This is a genomic window from Actinomyces vulturis, from assembly GCF_001687305.1.
Lineage (GTDB): Bacteria > Actinomycetota > Actinomycetes > Actinomycetales > Actinomycetaceae > Actinomyces > Actinomyces vulturis.
In genome coordinates this window covers 29,489-49,023 of sequence record NZ_LZRK01000007.1, presented here as the reverse complement: position 1 = coordinate 49,023, position 19,535 = coordinate 29,489, and the positions used below count along the sequence as shown (strand labels likewise).

At 50.2% G+C, this 19,535-nt stretch carries 20 protein-coding genes; 3 read left to right on the top strand and 17 right to left on the bottom strand.

Going from position 1 to position 19,535, the window contains the following annotated elements:
• Positions 1–257: 257 nt before the first annotated feature.
• From A9753_RS08830 to A9753_RS08780, 11 genes are all read right to left on the bottom strand, one after another.
• On the bottom strand, positions 258–1,367 hold the full coding sequence (locus tag A9753_RS08830; RefSeq protein ID WP_083090451.1) for a tyrosine-type recombinase/integrase: 1,110 nt from the start codon (positions 1,365–1,367) through the stop codon (positions 258–260).
• Between the two features lie 107 nt (positions 1,368–1,474).
• Positions 1,475–1,654, bottom strand: a complete 180-nt coding sequence (locus A9753_RS08825) for a helix-turn-helix domain-containing protein (RefSeq protein WP_067783560.1) — start codon at positions 1,652–1,654, stop codon at positions 1,475–1,477.
• A gap of 81 nt (positions 1,655–1,735) precedes the next feature.
• Positions 1,736–4,711, bottom strand: coding sequence for a hypothetical protein (locus A9753_RS09870; RefSeq protein ID WP_067783556.1), 2,976 nt, complete (start codon positions 4,709–4,711; stop codon positions 1,736–1,738).
• Positions 4,708–5,580: an HNH endonuclease family protein gene (locus A9753_RS08815; RefSeq protein WP_067783554.1), complete on the bottom strand. Its 873-nt coding sequence runs from the start codon at positions 5,578–5,580 to the stop codon at positions 4,708–4,710. Before A9753_RS08815 ends, A9753_RS09870 begins: the two co-directional genes overlap by 4 nt.
• 3 nt (positions 5,581–5,583) lie before the next feature.
• Entirely contained in the window at positions 5,584–7,122 is a 1,539-nt protein-coding gene (locus A9753_RS08810; protein WP_067783551.1) for a hypothetical protein, read from the bottom strand.
• A gap of 61 nt (positions 7,123–7,183) precedes the next feature.
• Entirely contained in the window at positions 7,184–7,696 is a 513-nt protein-coding gene (locus tag A9753_RS09675; RefSeq protein WP_141673386.1) for a RuvC family protein, read from the bottom strand.
• Positions 7,687–8,445, bottom strand: coding sequence for a hypothetical protein (locus A9753_RS08800; RefSeq protein ID WP_067783545.1), 759 nt, complete (start codon positions 8,443–8,445; stop codon positions 7,687–7,689). Before A9753_RS08800 ends, A9753_RS09675 begins: the two co-directional genes overlap by 10 nt.
• Positions 8,442–8,774, bottom strand: a complete 333-nt coding sequence (locus A9753_RS08795) for a hypothetical protein (RefSeq protein WP_141673384.1) — start codon at positions 8,772–8,774, stop codon at positions 8,442–8,444. The genes A9753_RS08800 and A9753_RS08795 overlap by 4 nt, the downstream gene beginning before the upstream one ends.
• Entirely contained in the window at positions 8,771–9,604 is an 834-nt protein-coding gene (locus A9753_RS08790; protein WP_067783539.1) for a hypothetical protein, read from the bottom strand. The genes A9753_RS08795 and A9753_RS08790 overlap by 4 nt, the downstream gene beginning before the upstream one ends.
• Positions 9,601–11,163, bottom strand: a complete 1,563-nt coding sequence (locus tag A9753_RS08785) for a tyrosine-protein kinase family protein (RefSeq protein WP_067783537.1) — start codon at positions 11,161–11,163, stop codon at positions 9,601–9,603. The genes A9753_RS08790 and A9753_RS08785 overlap by 4 nt, the downstream gene beginning before the upstream one ends.
• A gap of 29 nt (positions 11,164–11,192) precedes the next feature.
• A complete protein-coding gene (locus A9753_RS08780; RefSeq protein WP_141673382.1) occupies positions 11,193–12,890 on the bottom strand; it encodes an ATP-dependent DNA helicase in 1,698 nt (565 codons plus the stop codon).
• Between the two features lie 80 nt (positions 12,891–12,970).
• Between A9753_RS08780 and A9753_RS08775 the strand changes: the two genes are divergently transcribed.
• Positions 12,971–13,336 (top strand): hypothetical protein, encoded by a 366-nt coding sequence (locus tag A9753_RS08775; RefSeq protein WP_067783531.1) that lies wholly within the window; start codon positions 12,971–12,973, stop codon positions 13,334–13,336.
• A 136-nt stretch (positions 13,337–13,472) separates the two neighbouring features.
• Here the strand turns inward: A9753_RS08775 and A9753_RS08770 are convergent, their stop codons facing one another.
• The 6 genes from A9753_RS08770 to A9753_RS08750 all read right to left on the bottom strand — a co-directional run bounded on the left by A9753_RS08770 (position 13,473) and on the right by A9753_RS08750 (position 15,568).
• The gene (locus tag A9753_RS08770; RefSeq protein WP_067783528.1) at positions 13,473–13,754 is read right to left on the bottom strand and encodes a hypothetical protein; all 282 of its coding nucleotides are present in this window, start codon (positions 13,752–13,754) and stop codon (positions 13,473–13,475) included.
• 26 nt (positions 13,755–13,780) lie between these two features.
• Positions 13,781–13,942: a hypothetical protein gene (locus A9753_RS09865; protein ID WP_176702779.1), complete on the bottom strand. Its 162-nt coding sequence runs from the start codon at positions 13,940–13,942 to the stop codon at positions 13,781–13,783.
• Between the two features lie 70 nt (positions 13,943–14,012).
• Positions 14,013–14,468: a hypothetical protein gene (locus A9753_RS08760; RefSeq protein ID WP_067783522.1), complete on the bottom strand. Its 456-nt coding sequence runs from the start codon at positions 14,466–14,468 to the stop codon at positions 14,013–14,015.
• The gene (locus A9753_RS09670; protein WP_141673380.1) at positions 14,447–14,788 is read right to left on the bottom strand and encodes a hypothetical protein; all 342 of its coding nucleotides are present in this window, start codon (positions 14,786–14,788) and stop codon (positions 14,447–14,449) included. Before A9753_RS09670 ends, A9753_RS08760 begins: the two co-directional genes overlap by 22 nt.
• A gap of 3 nt (positions 14,789–14,791) precedes the next feature.
• Positions 14,792–15,124 (bottom strand): hypothetical protein, encoded by a 333-nt coding sequence (locus A9753_RS08755; protein ID WP_067783520.1) that lies wholly within the window; start codon positions 15,122–15,124, stop codon positions 14,792–14,794.
• Positions 15,125–15,163: 39 nt separating this feature from the next.
• A complete protein-coding gene (locus A9753_RS08750; protein WP_067783517.1) occupies positions 15,164–15,568 on the bottom strand; it encodes a hypothetical protein in 405 nt (134 codons plus the stop codon).
• Between the two features lie 398 nt (positions 15,569–15,966).
• On the opposite strand from A9753_RS08750, the gene A9753_RS08745 reads away from it, so the two are divergent.
• Together A9753_RS08745 and A9753_RS08740 are read left to right on the top strand one after the other, a co-directional pair.
• A complete protein-coding gene (locus tag A9753_RS08745; protein ID WP_067783513.1) occupies positions 15,967–18,315 on the top strand; it encodes a type IV secretory system conjugative DNA transfer family protein in 2,349 nt (782 codons plus the stop codon).
• Positions 18,312–19,529, top strand: a complete 1,218-nt coding sequence (locus tag A9753_RS08740) for a hypothetical protein (protein ID WP_067783510.1) — start codon at positions 18,312–18,314, stop codon at positions 19,527–19,529. Before A9753_RS08745 ends, A9753_RS08740 begins: the two co-directional genes overlap by 4 nt.
• Positions 19,530–19,535 lie beyond the last annotated feature (6 nt).

Sequence of the window (19,535 nt, the reverse complement as noted above, 5' to 3'; positions counted from 1 at the left end):
GTTATTGAAATTGCAACGAAAAATGGCTTACATCGTGTGATGTAAGCCATTAAATCGTCGGGCTGGCGGGATTTGAACCCACGACCCCTTGTAGCGAGAATATGGTTTTGAATCAAACGACTTTATCGCTGATAAAACGGCACTTTTCGTTGACATGGTGAGGTTGATAAGCGAGAGGAACAGAGAACACTTTAGAGTTTTTTGTCATTGTTTGACACTGATTGTCCTTTTCAAAGTGATACCAAAGTGTTCCCTTTTCATTCAATCATTTTACTGATTGCTTTTCGTACATCCGGCCCCATGTGTTCGGGCTTAATGTAATGAGCGACCGTCACAGACGGATCACTATGGCCCAGTTGCGCAGCAGCGGCATTTGTTCCCACAGTACGAGACAAGTGGGTGGCCAATGTGCGTCGCAGGGCGTGTGGGGTGACTGAGAAATCAAGGTCTTCACACGCACTACGCAGACTTCGGCGCAAGTTGGCCTGAGAGGTGTATGTTCCACGTCTTGTGGCAAGAACTGGCCCTGATTGTTTAACGCCGTGTTCAACTAAAGCCTGAATAACGAAATCGGGCATATATAACACACGATCTGACGACTGCGTTTTAGTCGATTCTTGACGTTTGCCGTCAACAAGGGTGGACTGAACATGAATGGTGCTTTGTGCGAAAGAAACATCTTCCCAACGCAGTGAACAGACCTCACCAATTCTCATACCAGTGCCGAGCATAAGATCGACGGCCACACGAAGAATGCTAGTGACACCAGGACCAAACGTGCGGTCACTCCCCCATTGGCGCACAGCCTTGCGCAGTTTAACTACCTGGTCAATAGTCAGGGCTTCTGGTTCTGAACGCTGGGTACGAGGGATCTTTGTATCGCCAACAGGATCATTGAGCGTTGCTCCATTGAGTCTGGCATATCCGAAAGACTGGTTCAAAACAGTACGAACAGTTCGACGTTGACCAGGGATGGTGTCAATTAATAGTTGTTGAACAACTGGTGTTGTTACCTCGCCAATGCGCCACGATCCGAGCGCTGGGTAGATGATTCTTTTTGCTACATCTTCATAGCCGGTCAAGGTTTGTGGCTTAATTTGGGCTAGATCACGCTGATATTCAATCCATTTGTCAATCAAATCTTGGATGAATGAAGAGTCATTTAGGGTGTTATTGGTTGGTTTTTTGCGTTTGGTGAGTTTGCTTGCTAGTCGTCGTCTGGCTTCGCCTTTGGTTTTCCCGTTGGCTTTCACTAAACGTTTTTTGCCATCAAAATCTCGAAAGCGCGTTGCTGCCTGAAATCCGCTAGGAATCTCTCTTACGCTCACGCTCCCCCATGTCCCTATGTCTAAAGGTTGATTTGCCATGCGGAAACCTGCCCAGCGTGAGATGACGAAGAATGACGAAGCACATCGTACCTGAGAGCGCTTTTTACATCCTTCTGTTGTGTTTAGAAGGGAAAAGTGAATGTCCCTTACACGGCGTAATTCGTGTTTTTCTCAATCCATTCTTCCAAATCTTCTTGGCGGTATCGCACGGCACGACCGCACTTGAAAAATGCTGGACCAACACCGTCGTAACGCCAGTTTCGCAGCGTACCTTCACTGACTTTCAGCAGTTTTGCCGCCTCTTTGCTTGTGTAGATCTCATTCATGACCACCTACTAGGTGTGGTAACAATGAGACAGCCTGGGCGTTAACCCAGGCTGTCTCAGTTGTTTTTATCCGTGTAGGGGTTACTGCTTCTTCTTGTTAGCGAAGATCAATCCACCCACCGCAGCTGCGATAGCTGAAAGCATACCTCCCATTATCCAGCCACTACGGGATTCACTCTTGGCAGGAGCCTTGTCAGCAGAGTCAGTAGCGTTTTCAGTGCTCTGCGCTGAAGGAGTCTGTGTAGCCTCGCCTGGCTCAGAAGATTGTTCAGACTGAACAGGTGCAGGAGTCTCAATGGTGGTTGTCGGTGCAGCGGTAGTCACCTGAGTTACTTGCTGGCCTTCTTCGTTGGTGAAGGTTCGCAAAGACACAATGCTGTCACTCTTGATAGTGACCTTGTGAGTCTGAGGTGCATCAGCCTTCGGTGTCTGGTTGATACGTCCTTCGGAAATCACCAGTTCAACGACAGGAACCTTTTTCAGATCAATTGTCTGAGTGGCATCTGTCTTAGTCTCAACCTTTGATTCAAACTTCGGCTCAGGCGTTACCGGACCAGGCTCAGGTGCAGGCTCAGGCGTTACCGGACCAGGCTCAGGCTCAGGCGTTACCGGACCAGGTGCAGGCTCAGGCGTTACCGGACCAGGCTCAGGTGCAGGCTCAGGCGTTACCGGACCAGGCTCAGGCTCAGGCGTTACCGGACCAGGCTCAGGCTCAGGCGTTACCGGACCAGGCTCAGGCTCAGGCGTTACCGGACCAGGCTCAGGCTCAGGCGTTACGGGACCAGGCTCAGGCTCAGGCGTTACCGGACCAGGAGCAGGCTCAGGCTCGGGCGTTACCGGACCAGGTGCAGGCTCAGGCGTTACCGGACCAGGTGCAGGCTCAGGCTCGGGCGTTACCGGACCAGGCTCAGGCTCAGGCGTTACCGGACCAGGCTCAGGCTCAGGCGTTACCGGACCAGGTGCAGGCTCAGGCGTTACGGGACCAGGCTCAGGAGCAGGCTCAGGCTCGGGCGTTACCGGACCAGGCTCAGGCTCAGGCGTTACCGGACCAGGTGCAGGCTCAGGCGTTACCGGACCAGGCTCAGGCTCAGGCTCGGGCGTTACCGGACCAGGCTCAGGCTCAGGCGTTACGGGACCAGGCACAACAGGCTCGGTTGTCGAATCATCGACAGTATCATCATTGATGACAGGTGTCCCTGTCTTTTGTGCATAGTGCATTGGCATCCATTCTGTTAGATGCCACGGGAAGTTGTTGACATCCCCGCTTGCCAGACGGTTCAGTTCAGGATCGAGCTTGTAAGCGTTCTTTCCATCGGCAGCTTCAGGACGGCCCAGAGGTGATTCCATGTTGAAGGCCATGGCCCAGAAGTTCTGGTCGGAAACGATACCGCCATGTTTCTGAACAGCCTTCATGATCATTGTCAGCAGTGGGCTTGCGTGATTTTCCTTTGACCAAGCATCAATATCCATATCAGCCGGGAGACGGAACATCTGGCCTGCGCTGGGTGAAAAACGATAGGTGTCAACAGTCTTCTTCAGGTGTTCAGTGATTTCTGGACTGAAGCCCTTATCTGCTGCAAACTTTTCGACATCAATGGTGTCAATTTCTGGCAAGACACCTTCACGAATGGCCTTGGAGATGGCCTGAGCCTTTTCGGGGTCTTTGTTGTAAGTCTTCTTGGCGAACTTGTCCATCTGGATGGACACCCATCCAGAGCCAATCTTCCCGTCTGACTGTTTAGCCGGATATGAAACCGAGCCATTCTTATAAGAAGGGAAGGTGACAGAAACCGTATGGTTAATCTCGCCCTTCTTAATCTCTTCCAGACCAATCTGTGTCAGTTCGTTGGATACGCCAATAACGGAAGAGCCACCATGAATAAGACCCATTGATTCATTACGAGAACCAACGCCTTTACCTTCAGGATCGGCATAGTAATAGCCAGCGGAGGCATAGTGCCACACACCGTCTTCGCCTTTCAACACGTGGAAATAACTGCGCCAGATACCGGTGCCCCAGTCATACACTGCGAAAGAATGATCTCCACCTTCAGATGAGTTAGCCCATGAAGGAAGAGGGATCTTTCCGCTGGTCATGTCATAGAGTTTCTTAAATGTGGTAACACGCCCATCGCCAGTATCAAATGTTTCAAAGTTCTGATGAGGGTTGGACGAATCAACAACAAAGATCGGGATGTTATCCAGACCAGAGCCGGTGTTACCACCCTCCAACGTCTTACCGCCACCATTGATGCCAGTGTAGAGACGGCCACGCCAGAAGTCGTTCACAAAGAAGTCAGGCATCTTGGAGACTGCCTTGGCAATCTTGTCAGAGTTTTCTGCCTTGTCAACGGACTGAACATCCCCAGTCGCAAACGAATCATGCGCAAGATAATGATCGGGACTGAGTGGACTCCATGCTTCAACCTTCTTTAAATCGTCGGCAGTCTTGGAGTGATCAACCTCAGCGAGTTTTGCAATGGTGGATTCGTCATCGGCTGCATAGCGAGCACGAGAGGGGGCAATAGAGTTTTCATCGCCACGGTATCCTGTTCCGTTTTCGACACCTTTGGCCCCATCCACACGTATCTTGATTTCACCACGGTCGGTGTGTTCAGTGTAGTAGCCGTCAACGATCTTGCCACCAGGCTCTTCCTCAGCGGCGGCTTCAGACTCACCAGCAGTTTCGGTGTCAGCAGCGGGTGCTTCTTCCTCAGCGGCGGCTTCAGACTCACCAGCAGTTTCGGTGTCAGCAGCGGGTGCTTCTTCCTCAGCGGCGGCTTCAGACTCACCAGCAGTTTCGGTGTCAGCAGCGGGTGCTTCTTCTTCAGTAGTGGGTTCGGTGGGTGTTTCGCTTACTGTCTCAGATTCCGGTTCGGCTTGAGCATCAGGAGTTTCCTCATTGACTTCCTGTAAAGCTGATTCAACTTGAGATGACACATTGGGCTGAAGTGAATCATCCACAAGATCCGCAGCCATTGCGGAGCCAGGAATCATCGTGGCTGCACCAACAACTGCCAGTGCAAGCCCCATAGATCGGAGAGGTGGAAGGTTCATCGTGAGATCCTTTTTCGAGTGCGGGTAAAAACAACTGCTGCGGAAAAAACAAAAACCGCTAAAACTTTTACGGTCGTTTTTTCATGTGCAGCATTCACATCTTTTTTCATGGTCGGAGAGCTATCCGATTCATGTACTTTTGTTTCACAGGCACTTAAATGGTCAATAAGGTCATTCCGATCTTCGTCAGGTAGACCTAATTGATACTTAATAGCTACGTGTGCGAATTTTTCGGCATATTCGCACTGATTTTTTTCTGGCCACCATCCGCGTCCACTTGTGGCGTTGAAAGATTCGGATCGGCCTGTCGGTGAAGTCGCTGGGCCGGAGTCACTTTTTGCCTGGTTTGCCGGTCCATCGACGGCGATGACATTCTCAGGGTCATTTGCAAAAGCAAGACGAGTATCAGCGTCCCAATTCCATGCCCCGTGAGCGTAGGCGTAGTTCAGAGGAATAATGTGGTCGATTTGTACGGCCTGAGAAGACTCTTTACCGCGCTTAAAGTCGATGCGCTTTCCGGTGTAGAAATCACTATCTAAAACACCGCTTTTAACTACACAATTTTTCTTGTCTTTGTAAGAGATGTCTTTTAAATCGCGCGCCAGAACATCGTTTCTTGTGTCGCACCCATTGCCGTCAATGTCGAACCAACTTTTTCCAAACCAGCCGGTTCGGCCATGATCACTATCGAATGCATTGGGGTATGAAACATCAGAATTGTCGGCATGCTGCGTCTCCCAGTCACTGATCGGCTGAGAATCTGAGGGCAAATTCTGGATTTCTTCAATGAGATCGTCAGCAAGTGCTGGCCCCGCCATGAAAAATGAACATAGCAAGGCCAGCACTGCGACGGCAGGAGAAGTTTTCATGCCTTATTGATCGTCGGAGTTGTTTCGACGACGTGCAATAAAGAAGAACATTCCTCCTAGAGCAGCCAGTACCGCTCCCCCGCCCAGTCCAACAAATAATTTGCTTGCCGAGAAAGCAGACTTTTCATCTTCCTGCTCTCCATCGACAGAGACGCTGACAACCTTCGGTGTAGGTGTAGTCGTTGGCTTTGCTGTCGAGGTTGCTGAAGCAGTCTTGGTTGGTGTGTGGGTTGGAGAAACTTGTTGCTTCCCTGTGATCGTTTGCTTGTTTTGCTGACTTGGAGCAGATTGGTTTTCTACGCGATCTTCTTGGCGTGTGGAAACTTGAGTTACAGTTTGACCTTGTGGAGTCTTCCAGGTACGAGTTTCCAAAACCTTTCCGTCAACCAGTTTCACCACTGTCTTTGGAGAAACGGATTGTGGGATTACTGTTCGCGCTTGTTCTGGCGAGATCGACACCACCGGATCTTTCAAAACGGGCTTAGTTGGAACAGGCTTGGTTTCGACTGGGCCAGCAACAACTTCACCGCTTGATTCAGGTGCAGGAACGACCGGGCCAGGTGCAGGAACGACCGGGCCAGGTGCAACAGGTCCAGGTGCAACTGGACCAGGCTCAGGTGCAGGTGGCTCGGGCGAAACCGGGCCAGGCGCAACAGGTCCAGGCTCAGGTGCAGGTGGCTCGGGCGAAACCGGGCCAGGCGCAGGCACAACTGGGCCAGGCGCAACAGGTCCAGACTCAGGCACAACTGGGCCAGGAGCAACAGGTCCAGGCTCAGGTGCAGGTGGCTCGGGCGAAACCGGGCCAGGTTCAGGATCAACGGGGTCTGGCTCTGGCGTAACAGGCTTTGTGACGTTCGTTCCGTCCAGAAGGTATTTCTTTTCAGCCTTTTCAACGCTGTAAACAGAGACATCCACCCATTTTTGGCCATCCTCTTCGTGAGTAGTCAGAGAAATAGCAGCGGGTGACTGAGTGTTGATCAGGTTGGTCTTGTCTTGCAGAAGCTTTTCTAAAGAATCTCGTGTCGAGACAACCCCAACAAGTTCCTTTTGAGCATCGGTTGAGTATGAGACTGTTTCAAGCCCTGCCTCATGACGTGCTTTCACAATTCCGTCAAACCAGTCGAACAATGCGGAGTCAGATCCGTTTGCCGCCTGATCGAAAGTGAAAGTCTTGGATTGCTCAGCGTCAGCAGACTCTTTTTCTTCATTGTCTGCTGCACCAGTCGGCTCTTTGGTTGTACTAGGCTTCTCATCTTTGCCTTCTGCTGCGCCAGGTTTTTCTGCTTCATCGGAAGTCTCTTCTTTAGCAGGTGCAGGTGGCTGAGCAGGCGAATCAGATTCTTCATCTGAAGGAGATTCATCAACCGCACTTTCGCTGGCAGTGGGTGATGGCTGAGCTTCGGGTTCGGCTTCATGTGCAGAAACCTCAGTGCGAACAATCGAAGTGGGAGCGAAAGATGTAGTGGCCTGGGCTGGAATTGCACCAGCCGCAAAAAGGGAGGCAAGCACCGCCCCAGATGCCACAACAGGCTTCATAGACATGGGTAAAACCCCTAACGGTTGAAAGTGAACGTTCGCTACCTACTAGGGGTGAAAACGTGAGTTAGTTTGGCCAAATCACGCGGTCAACAATTCTCTGACGACGTAGCCCACACTCAAATTGGCCAAGGTGAGCATTACCAACGAGTGCCAGCGCTAGTGCGTCAGCAATATCGTTGTTTTTAATTTCCGTGCCAAGGAATCTGTTAATGCCGCGCATCATCATCAGTTTGGTGGCAGATCCGTCATTACAGACGAAAGACTTTGCAACTTTTGGCTCAACAACGGCGAAAGAGGATAATTGTGAGCAGATAATTCCCATGAGCATAGCGCGGTCATAAAACCCTCGTTCGCCGCTATGTCCATACGAAGGCCCCTCGATAACCACCAGATCGCATTGGTTGACAAGTTCACCAATGTTTAGTGCCAGCGTTGATACCCGCTCGATTCTTGACTGCCAAGAGTCACTAATTTTCCCTTGTGACTTCACGGTTGTTGAAAGAACAATCTCGTTGTTTTTCCCCACTACCGCCACACCGCTAGAGCGCAATGAAAGATCTAGTCCCCCTACGAGCACAACAACGCCTTCGCTTGTTTCCTGGCTGATTCGATATGTTTCTTCACCTCAGAAACGGGAATGTGCAAATCTTCGGACAAACTCTGTGCTGTCTCAGGCTCATCGCATTGCCATGCTGTCGTTAACCATGCTCGGGCAACCATGCGGCAATTGCCTTCAAGGCGTTGACAAACTTCTTCAACAAACATTGCAGATTCGCATGGAGCCAACAAGTATCCTGCGGTCGGCTGCATGGAAACCTCGACGATTTCATCGTGAGTGAGCCTGAACTCATCAGTATCCATGGAGACGCTGTTCATTGGCTCTAAGTCACTGAGCCGATACAGGCCATTAGATTTGTTTCCGTGTTGGTTGAGCCAATCAACACTTTCTTTCGCCGTAGTTCCATTCGCTCTCATGTGTGATCGAATGATTCTTCGGCGGCGCAACAAAGACGACATTTTTGCGGCGGGAGCAAAACCAGACTCTGAATCTGCCCAACTTTGTACGCGGTTTCGCAGTCTCATTTTCAGATGAGCGTCAAAGTTGTAAACGAGTCGCGCTCGCCCATCAGCTTCTTCGTTGATCATGATCGTCAAAACCTCCAAAGCCATTGCTTGAATGTCTCGACGGTCTTCATTAGAAAGGTGACGTTGGAGGCGATTACCTTCCCCTTGTGCGATTCCATAGATTTCGGGAAGCCAAGAATGAATGAGTTCGTCAACGTTTCCGTCTACGATGGCTTTTCGCAGTTTTTCAACCTTGTTCACTCTTCCCACCTCCACGGAAAGTGAGATGGGCTTTCTGGACGATGGTTGATTGCTGCGATGAGTGCCGCTTTACGTTTGCCACCGGCCTTTTTCTCGACGATTCGAGACAAATGGGGGTCGGCAAGGTGATTGGTGTAATGGCGGTATCTGCTACAGATTTCGTCGATCTGTGCGTGAGTAAACCCGAGTGTGGCAAGCACATCGCTCAGACTGAGTTCACCGGCTGCTTCGTTGTGTTCAGCCAATGGGAACAGGTCATCTAGCCCGAACATCCCCTGATCGAGCGCCTCAAGTAACTGCGCTTGTTCAATTTCGCGGCGCATTGTCACCAGCCCAAAAAACACTCTTCGGCAGATGGGCTGAAAAGATCCTCGTCATGGATACGCATGGATCGCCCAATGGCTCCGATGCTCAAACAACGCGCAGCATTAGATTCAGTGGTGATCCGTGAAGGGTTTTTCTGGTTGAAATCGGTGACGAGTTCCTGGATGTTTTTGTAGTTTTTGGTTGCGTTGAGACGGCGAATTTTTGGCCCGATTTTCACGTCATCATCGAGTGCGCGAGACACTTTCATACGAGCTTCGTAATTGATGAACGTGGTGATCCATTTGCTCGGGTCACATTTGTTGAATGCGTTCTCTTGGCAGATACGTGGGATCATTCGCTCGAATGCTCCGCCAGGGTCAAGCATGAGAGAGTCGCAAATAGACTGAATGGCAAGAGAGTCAAACAACTGATCTGTGTTGGAGGACTCAAATAATTCAGCAGCCCTGACCGCAACGGTTCGTTGAACACTACGTAGGCATGCGTCCTGGACTAAAGAGAACAGTTCCCATTGCGCTTCGTATGCTTCTTGGCGTAGTTCTGCGGTGTTACGAAGGGTGGGCACAACGAGCAGATCAATGTCATGACCTGGACCGATTGCGTGTGCTAAACGCCGAGAATTTTCGCAAGACACGCTTGGCTTGTTGTAAACAATGCGTAGAGGCATTGAGTAAAAGCCGTCTGTTGTTTTGGCCTTTTTCCCCCACGATTCATCGCCCTCTATCCAATGGAAGACTGGATAGGCCCAAGCAGTTTCACCGTCGATGACATCTTTTCCCCAAATGATTTTTTCGATCAGGGGAACAATCTGAGCCAGAAACGGATGTCTGCTCATACGTTCAGTCCTGTTGCGTCAAGGATCTGATTCGCGGCGAGTTCAAGAAGATTGTGAGAAAGAGTCTTGCCTGCAAACTCGGTGACTACAGTTTCGTCATAGGGCAAAACAGACACACAATTTGCCGGAGCGAACAAAGCATCTGCCTGAGCCTGATTTGGCATGGCAATGGTTGGCATCTTGTTCAGCAGTCCAAGCACGTGACGTGGCGCTAAACGTTGGAGCCAGGCAGAAATCTGGTTGAACATTGCCGTTGACTCGATTGAGCCATCGAGAACAACGAGCGCCCATGCCCCCTTGTTGAGAGACGGGGCGATGAGTTCGTTAACGATTCCAGAACGTTCTTTATCCCAGATAGGCGGGGTATCAACGACAACAAGATCTGAAACCGGAGTGAATGTGTCAAGAACACGCATGTAGTCAGAGAAGATTTTGTCGTGAATAACAGCTTCTCTGGGTGGAGCCAGAACGGAGGCGAATCCAACCTTTGCAGATAGATCTTGCGGTGACACCACAATGTCGTTGACGGTTGCTCCAGAATGAATGTCGTTGACTGTTGGGCAGTCAATCGCATCAAGGTGATGTGTTAATCCGGGTTGGCCAACGTGTGCGTCAACAAGAAGTGAACGTTTGCCAAGATTGCTCATTGTCTGAGCAAGAGAGATGGCGGTGAGAGTTTTTCCAGTTCCACCGCGCGGGGAGATAACAAAGATGACGTTGGAGTGATCTGCTCCGGCCACGCCAGAGTTTTTGCTTCCCCCCATCCACTTTGGTGTATTGGCGTATGCCTTCTGTTCATGAGAAGACACCACTGTTTGCGTAGCCTGTGGCTGGTTGTAGCCGGTGCTGGCCATTGGTGCGCTAGGAGCAACCGGTGGCATGTTGAATCCGGTGTTTGCCATTGGTGCGCTGGGTGCAACCGGTGGCATGTTGAAACCGGTATTTGCGCTGGGTGCAACCGGTGGCATGTTGAAACTGGTATTTGCGCTGGGTGCAACCGGTGGCATGTTAAAACCGGTGCTGGCCATCGGTGCGCTGGGTGCAACCGGTGGCATGTTGAAACTGGTATTTGCGCTGGGTGCAACCGGTGGCATGTTGAAACCAAGAGAAGCCAGAATGTCTACTTCTTGCTGTACCGCATCACCATTAGGCAGCATCACTTCTTCTGGGCCAGCACTAAAACCCAAAGACGTATCAGACTGAACATTCCCACGGTCATCGACATAGACACCTGGGAACGTTCCTTTTAGTCCAAGCGTGGAACACAGATCGTCGAGCGCGATTGGTGTGGCAATTGGTTCTACTTGAGCAGGCCAAGACTCCCCAAGACCAAACAAGCGGCAGCGAGAAGCAATGGCACTAGACCATGCGTGAAGGAGTTTTTCGTGAGACGGATCGCTCAGAACAAGCAGAACCGGAACATCATTGTCTGTGGAAAGAAGTTGCTTAATTGCCGATGCGCATTGGCGAGGATCACTACCACCGACTACGTTTACTCCCCCGTCTTGAAGACGGCTCTGTAACGCAGGTGCACACGCAATTCCGAGAGTGTTATTCATGCCCACCTACTAGGTGGGTGAGCAAAAACTCAGGTGCTCAAAAAATCTAACGCTTCATCAAAAACGGTTGACCGCTGAGTGAACTCGCTAAGAGACGATGCATGAATAGATCTGGTCAAATTCCCATAAGCCCAGCGACCAGGAAGCAGCCTCGGATCAAAAATGGCAACCATGCCACGGTCACTCTCACTGCGAATCAATCTTCCACTTGCTTGAGCAAGCAAAACGGTTGCATCAACGTCATAGATTTTTGCTCTGGCGGCAAAAGAGTTTTCACCGGCATCAACCAACGCTTTTACCCGCGCATCATCATGAGGGTTCGGCCTAGCACGCGGAATACGGTCAATAACAACCAAAGAGTTCGTCTGGCCTTTAGCGTCCAGACCGGTCATGAGCGAAACAGTTCCACACAACACACTATCGGTGTTGCTTCTCCACAATTCTGCGTAGTTGCTATCCCACTGTGTGTAGACGGTCAGCCCCGCCTCTTTGAGTGCCTGAGCATAAGCGCGTGCACCGTTTGAGGTAGCACTAAGCACCAAGCTTCCTTGACCACGCGCGGTATTGGCCTGAACGAGATCAACAATCTTGCTCAACGCCCAGTTGACATGACGGCTCACATCCATGCGACCGTTAGCACCGGCCAGTTGGTCAGCATCATCACCGCTGTCAATAAACAGCAACGATTCTTCGTATGCTTTCTTAAACGGGTTATCAACGTGGACAACCTCTTTATTTTTCATCCCCATGCCATAGACACTGGGCATGGTTCCACTCAGTGCAATAACGGATGGGCGAACCATTTGGGTGTTCCACAAGTTTCGCGCCACATATTCAGTATTAACCGGAGCAACACACGATCCATCTTCCTCATCAAATGTTGCCCACCCGGTCGGCGGTTCAAGGTACATCGCACAGTCTTGAACCAGTTCGCTTTCATTCCCCAAGTCATCAGCCCACGCAGCAAGGCGAGCAACATACTTTTCACCGTAATCAAAACGCGGCGGAATTACGCCATGAGACGCAGCAATTTTCATGATCCGCTCACGAGTGAAAGTGCGCTTGCCAATTGAACGAATCCATGACGGAAACGAATGAGCTTCATCTAAAACAACCGCGTCAAAAACACCAACATGATTGGACCCAAAAACGGCAGGGGTGTTGTGTGTTGCCTGGTAAGCAAGCAGGGCATGGTTGGTGACAACGATCTGGCTTTGGCCGGCAATCTTTCTGGCAACAGTGGCGAAACAATCTTCAAATAACGGACACTTCTCGCATGCAGACAAGTCTGGTACTAAAGCGCGAGCAATTATCGGATCAGCACCAGAAAGATCCCCGTCTTCGGTTTCGTACAACCACGCTTTAGCTTTGCCGTTGACCCTATTTTCTTTCGCCAGGCACGCATACGATGACCGACCTTTAAGAACGGCCACCTTTACGCCGCTATCACCAATGGCTGCTGGCGCATCTTTGAAGGCCACCTGTGACTGCAAAGTTTTCGAAGACACGCTGATTAACACTCTTCCACCAGCCACACCTTTACGCACAGCAGGAACAAGATAAGCCAATGCCTTGCCTGTACCAACCGGAGCATTAAACGCCGCATCACAGCGTTGAGCAATGGCTGTGGCAATCGCCATACTCATTTCGCCTTGCCCTGGACGTGGGCGAGCATCTTTATTGCCGGTGGCTCTAACAATCGCTGAAACAAGACTTAAATCATTCACGCTCACCTACTAGGCGCTGAGCAGCGTTTACGACCATAAATAACAGCAGCAAGAGAAAACATCTAAAGAAAAGAGATTCCATGATCTACACAGACGGATTACGGCCATACCTGGTTGAGTCACGGCAAGACAATGGTCCGGTACGTGCGCTTTTCGCTCACAAGCTTCGCGGCCAAAGTCTTTCAGTGATCGGCCTGACCACATTGACCCGCAGCGCCGGACAAATTAAGAAGGTTGACACGACGTTGACTACGAGCGTCTATCAGCCGTTACTTATCGACGGTGCAGCAGACGGGTGGAATGAGACACGAGCAAGCAAGGGTCAACACATCATGGTCAACGACCGTTACGCAATTATTGCGCCGCGCGACATTAACTGCGATATTCCACTGCTTGAATACATGATGGTCAACAACCTTCTTACCGGCCTAGTGAATGTGCGGTAAATGAACATCTCAGCAAGCCGGATCGAAGAACTCGCCAAACAATGTGGAGTCGATATTGTCACCGCCTTCGCAATGGCCTGGGGTATCAACCCAAGCAAGCAATAAAATATGGCCCCGGTTATCCGGGGCCATATTTTTACTCTTCATTCAAGCGGGTCCACAACTCGTCAGCCAGTTTCTTAAACCAGGGGCCATGCGCCTCATGAATGATGTACTGAATAAATGAGCGAACGTACTCATTGTCATTGGACATGCACCTGACATGGCCGGTGAAATGCTTTTCGCTCCACTCATCAATGACGGCGCGATCATCATTCTTTGTCGGCGCGGTGTCACCAGTCAGTCGTGAATGAAAGAACACTCCATCGACTGCGGTAGCTAAGAAAAAGTTGACTGAAAAATCTGACTGTGTGCTCATGCCTTATACATGGTCGTAAAACCACGTTAGGCGAGCAGATCTTTCAGCCCCATCAACTGCTCACTCAACTGCAAACGGTAGCCAGCAAAAGTGGTTGGCTCAGTGTCAGCAAGTTCAAGACGAGCAAGACGCTGAACAACCAGATACATGCCCACTTTAGAAAACCGTCCCGCCTGAAAATCATCCATCTCAAACTCACACACCCCATTGGAATCACTGTGAGACATGATGAACTCAAACGCCTTACGCTGAACGGTCCTATACCTCATCTTCAAACACCTCTAACGTGGTGTCGCTGATCTCGTGGTAATCAAAAATCGGATTGGAATTGATAGCCTGCTTCAACTCATCCATGCTTATGCCAAGCGTCTGACAGGAAAGCGTCATGCGCTTGTTCAACTGCATGTTGTCACACACATGCTCAGCTACTCGTTTTTCTAACTCGGTGTCCAACTCAAAATATCCATGCTCATCGGCAAGGTAGTAACGGTAGTCGCGCAGCCATTGTGCATGAAAGATTTGCGCCAAATCTTCCACGTCTGACAGGTTGTTGATCGAGAAAAGAAACTCTTGACGGTAGTGTTCGTTTCTCAAAAACTCTTCCACATGCCACTTCGCATTGTTGAACACCCATTGAGAATTAACGTCCCCATAGTCCCCATGCTTCTTTGCGTAGAAGACCGCACCCTGGGCTAGAAACTTTTCATCAAACATGAATCCTCCGTGACAGTAAACGGCTTAAAAATCTTCGTCGGAAACCACACGCCACCACCACGGCAAAGCACGTGCTCGCCACTGGCCAGAGCAAAACTGTCATCCAACTGTGAACTGACGCAGTAGTTGTCACCAACTGGGGTTTTTGTACGCGGCAAAGACAGAAAGGCAACGTCAAAAAACTCGCTATCATGTCTGCCACTGTCGGCGCACACAATATGGTCATGTCTGACATCGACGACGCGATCACACACATAGTTGTTGACGTAGACGTAATCGCCTACCTCAACAAACTCTCGTGCTAAACGAAGTGGTTCCATGGCCTATACATGGTCGTGGTCCTGGTCAAAAACTTCACTCATACTCAGCACGCTTGCTGGCATCCATACACCGGGAGCACCGTTATTAAACTCAGGTGCACAAATCGCGATCTTGTCGTGGACATCCGTAACGACGAAATCGATTTCAGAAAAGAAAGCAACGTCCCTGGGCAACGACAAAAACGCCACAGGAAAACTTTCACCTGGTACAAAACCAACACCGCTCACATCCACACCATTACTGCTGACGCCAAGCACTTTGGCATTCACGGCATTGTCAACAAAAACCCAGTCACCGATCTGCAACTGCTCAACACATAAAACAAGATTGTCCATGTCTCATACATGGTCGTAAAACACTCATGCCCCTGACCGCTAGGCCAAGGGCATGAGTGCATGACTACATATAACTTGCTCAAAAAATACAACCACCAACCTCTCATTGAAGACACTGTATCTATGGTCGGAACTTTTCTGACTCGTGCAGACCGTTAGGCTGCTTGCGCTCAGACCGCTAGGCACACGCTTGCGCACGCTCTGGCGTTGCTGGCGCACGCCGCCGCCGCGCCGCTGGCAAAAATTGTTTGCGGGATATGCACGCTCGCTTCGCGCTGTCGCGCTCGCTCGCGTTTTACTTCCAGCGTTGTCACCTTGCATTATCGTTTCGCGTTTTCTTTTACTAATTTTTCTTTCTATCAATAATCCATCTGTAGAAGCACCGCCCAACTTCATCCCCAATAAATCTTTGCTGGTCACAATCTCAAACTGAAAGAGCACCACTTACTTCACCAATCAATCATCTGGGCTGGTCTAACATCTGAAAAAACATCATTCACTTCACACCAATAAATCTCTGCTGGTTAAAAAAAATAAAAAACATCACACAACACAACCAGACTAAACCGCCACGACAAAACACCAAGCCAAAACACCACGAAAAACCACAAAAACACCCAACAAAACACGCCCCACACAACACAACCACCCACCCAAGCCGCGCAAAACGCGCGCAGCGCGTTTCTTTAATCTTCATTCCTTCTATTTTTCGCGTTTTCTTCTTGCATTTTCCGGTGGCAGGGCGGGGGCGGGGGCGGGTCAGGCCCTTGAAATTACAGCGTTTGCTCAGCGACAAGTTTTTTCGTCCCTAGAACATTTTCGTGTCCACATGTATGCGGGGTATGAAGACCTTTAACCCTCATTATGCCTGGCGACTTTCACGCACAACAGCCATGAAAGAATATGGCACGTATTCCGCAGCGTGTGAACAATTCGCCACCTATTTGCGCCACGCTAACGCAGCACTTTTAGTGCGCAAAGTTGGCGGAGAAATCGAAAACTATTTGCTCAGCGACAAAAATGATGAAGCAATGGCGATTTCTTTAGCCGAAGCACTTGGTGCGCGTGCAAAGCCATGCGATATTCCTGGCAAAATTGCTGGGGTCACTTCATTACTGAGCGTAGATGGTGATGGAATTGTTGGCCGCTCAACATTAGCTGGTGTTGATCCGGCCATGGCATCAGAAATGCTGAGCAGAACCCTTAACGAAGGCGAAGAAATCATCGTCTTTTTAACACCAATGAAGCGCAGCAATATCCGCATTTGGCGCAAATATGCTGACAACATGCCAGGTTCAACTGAGCACCATTCACTCAAAGCGGCAACACCACTCATGCTCAGTGCAATGGCATGCGCAAAAAACCCCAGCCGTAGTAGAGAACTCATTTCTAAAGTGTTCACTCCCCTACCAGGTTTTGACACAGCGATTCGTGCGACCACCGCAAAAGTTGGCCTACAAAAAATCATCACATTGTTCGGTTCACTGTTCATTCTCGCAGGTCTGACTACGGCATTTTTTGCATACCGTTCACCAGACTTTACATACCTGAGCAAGCAGTTCATCGGTGGCATCGTATGCGCCGTCGCAGCACTGGCATTACTGGCATTGTTTGATCATCGTTCACACAGAATCGTTGATACGTATGTTGCTGGGAAAATGGTTGTACCCAGCAACCATGCGCGGTTCAATTTTTCTAAAAACTCTGATCGCTTAGTGTGGCCGTTTACCAAAACATCTGTCCCCATGAGTGCGCCAGTGATTTGTGGAATGTTCGCCCCACAGTCCGGTGCAACATCGGGTCTAACCACAACGAAAGAACGCCGCGTACCACCAACTCTTTATGAGGTCAGTGGCCCACCAGTATTCACTAACGATGAGGGCAAAATTGTTCGCCTTGACTCGTCTCATCTGTGGGGCGGTGTGGCCGCAGTTGGCGCAGCCGGTACAGGCAAGTCAGTGTTGATTAAGTCGATTTTTGCTTGGCTTGTATCTCAAGAACAGCGGCGCACAATTATTGGTGTTGAAACGAAACCCGATGGGCTGATTCAGTATCGAAACATTGTTAACGCAGTCAACGAAAAACGGTCTGAGCCAATACCGTTGGGCGTTATCGAAATCGCTAACCCGTCTGGCCAGTGGCTCGACATTTTCTACCGCCAAGGTGACAACCCGATCCAGCGCGGCGAATACATCACCGACATTTTGGCATCAACTTTCGGTGACGGAGCAATCATGGGACGAAGCCGTGAAGTGCTCTCTAGCGTCATTGGTGCAGCCCTATGTTTCACCGATGAAGACTACGCCGAATACAACACTATGCGCCTAGACACTGGTGCAGTTGTCTTGCCAGCATGGACATGGTTTTGGAGAGCGTTGGCTTTGGTTGGACGCTTTGGAGATGAAACAGGATCAACGCTCTATGCACTACTTGCCAAGCGCGCCCAAGAAGACCCAAACGAAAACTCTTTAGCCGCACAAGGCTACAACTTGCTGTCAATTATTTGGGGGCCAGCAACCACAACATCTTCACGTCGATCACTGGTTGAAGCCGGACGCAACAAGCTTGACCAGCTCAAAGACATGGCTCACTTCATTGCGCCAGAAAATGCAACGTACACGTGGGGCGATGTGATCAACAGCCACCACAAACTGATCATTGGAACAGGTCCAACAATCGACGGACGTTTTCAGCCATACGGGAAAATGACTGAATGGATCACCGCAATGATCGGCTTAACGTTGCAGTCCAATATCGAACGCAACTGTTTTGGTTGGCAGCAACAAAACCGGCGCGTCACAGTGATGTGTGATGAGTTCAAATACTTTGCCGGTTACGCGCCAGCAGCAGCAAAGTGGTGGAAAGACGACGGACGCTCTTACGGTGTTGAACCAATTTTTGCCACGCAGTACCCAGACCAACTTTCACAAATTGGTGCAGATGTTCTGACCTCATTTATGAGTTACCAGACGTTCGTTTCATTCCGTCAAGATGAAGAATCAACAGCAAATGAAGTGGCTCGAAAAATGGCACGTGACGGCTCTCAATGGAGTGGCGCAGACATTGCCACGTTGGAACAGTTCACCTGCGCCGTATCAACAATGAGTCATGGCAGCGTGCTGCCTGCGTTCACCGCAAAGACGATTGATTCATGCACCAACCCAAGCGAATTTGTCGAGATGGTTCAATGATTGATTTTGAGATGTTGCCAACCCCCGAGGGGGTAATGGGGCCAGAACAGCGCAGTGATTTTTTCTACGAGGGCCTGTGGCGTTCACACTCCACAACGTCATGGCTTAACGCTCCTGCCATGGAGCAAGCGATCAAACATGGGGTGGCAAAAATGCCAGCCAACATGACTCCAACACCGCACGTGCAGGCTCTTTCCAATGTCCGATCTTTGCACCGACGAGCCAGTATTGTTGCTTGCGCTCTCATGTGGGGGTCTTTAACTGTTGAGCAGGTTTGTGCGATCACCAGTCTGGATGAAAAAACCGTTCTCAGAGATACGCGTGCACTCTACCGATGCGGCGTTCTTGACGTGGGCAACCCTGCTCCTGTGGGTCCGTGGTCATGGTCACGCAGAACGCTGATTTGTCCTGGGCTAAAAAACTCAGCCATGAAACATGTGGGGCAAGTAAGTTGGCCGGTTTATCTGTCAATGACAGCAGATAGGCCATGGGCTAAACCGTCAGCAACCGCAAGACATAATGTGCTGACAACAGAGTTGGCGTTGCGTTGTGCCACATGGTTAAACATGCGAGCGGTCGGCGAGAATCTTTCAACAGTTGAAGATTTTATTGGTAGGCCGACAACGCAGACTAAGAGAGCAGATGCCACACTGATTCGCTCCGATGGTGGCCGCATTGCTATCGAAATGACAGCATCGTTTTCTAAATCAACTACACCATACAAACTTTCTTCTTGGGCGCAGATTCTTGCCAACAACCCGCAAGAAAAGTTCATGGTTCTTTTCGTTTGTGCACCACCCATTGACTCCAACAAGACATCAATGGAGTCTCAGGTCAGGTTTGCCATGCGTAAAGCCTGTGCCACCTATCCCGGTCCACTATCGAACCCAACAAAAAACCGAATGGCAGTTGTTAGTTGGGAAGACTGGTTTGACGCTCACAAAGAGGTTAGTGACGACTTTTTCTCTCTGCCAGCACTGATCGATGATAAAAAAGTGAGCCTGCTTAACCACCCAATGCGCGGCCAAAGCCGTATTGATCATGAGTCATTGAATCTGCTTTGTGGCCTGCCCTGGTGGCAACGCGGTAGTTTCACCAATCCACTGAACAAGTTGTTGGATCAGTTCAACATTAAGTTGGCTGAACAATCGAATTTTGGTCCAGTGTCATTGTCTGATGCGCTCAAGGTTCCAGTGATTCGCCGTTGTACCTAGTAGGTG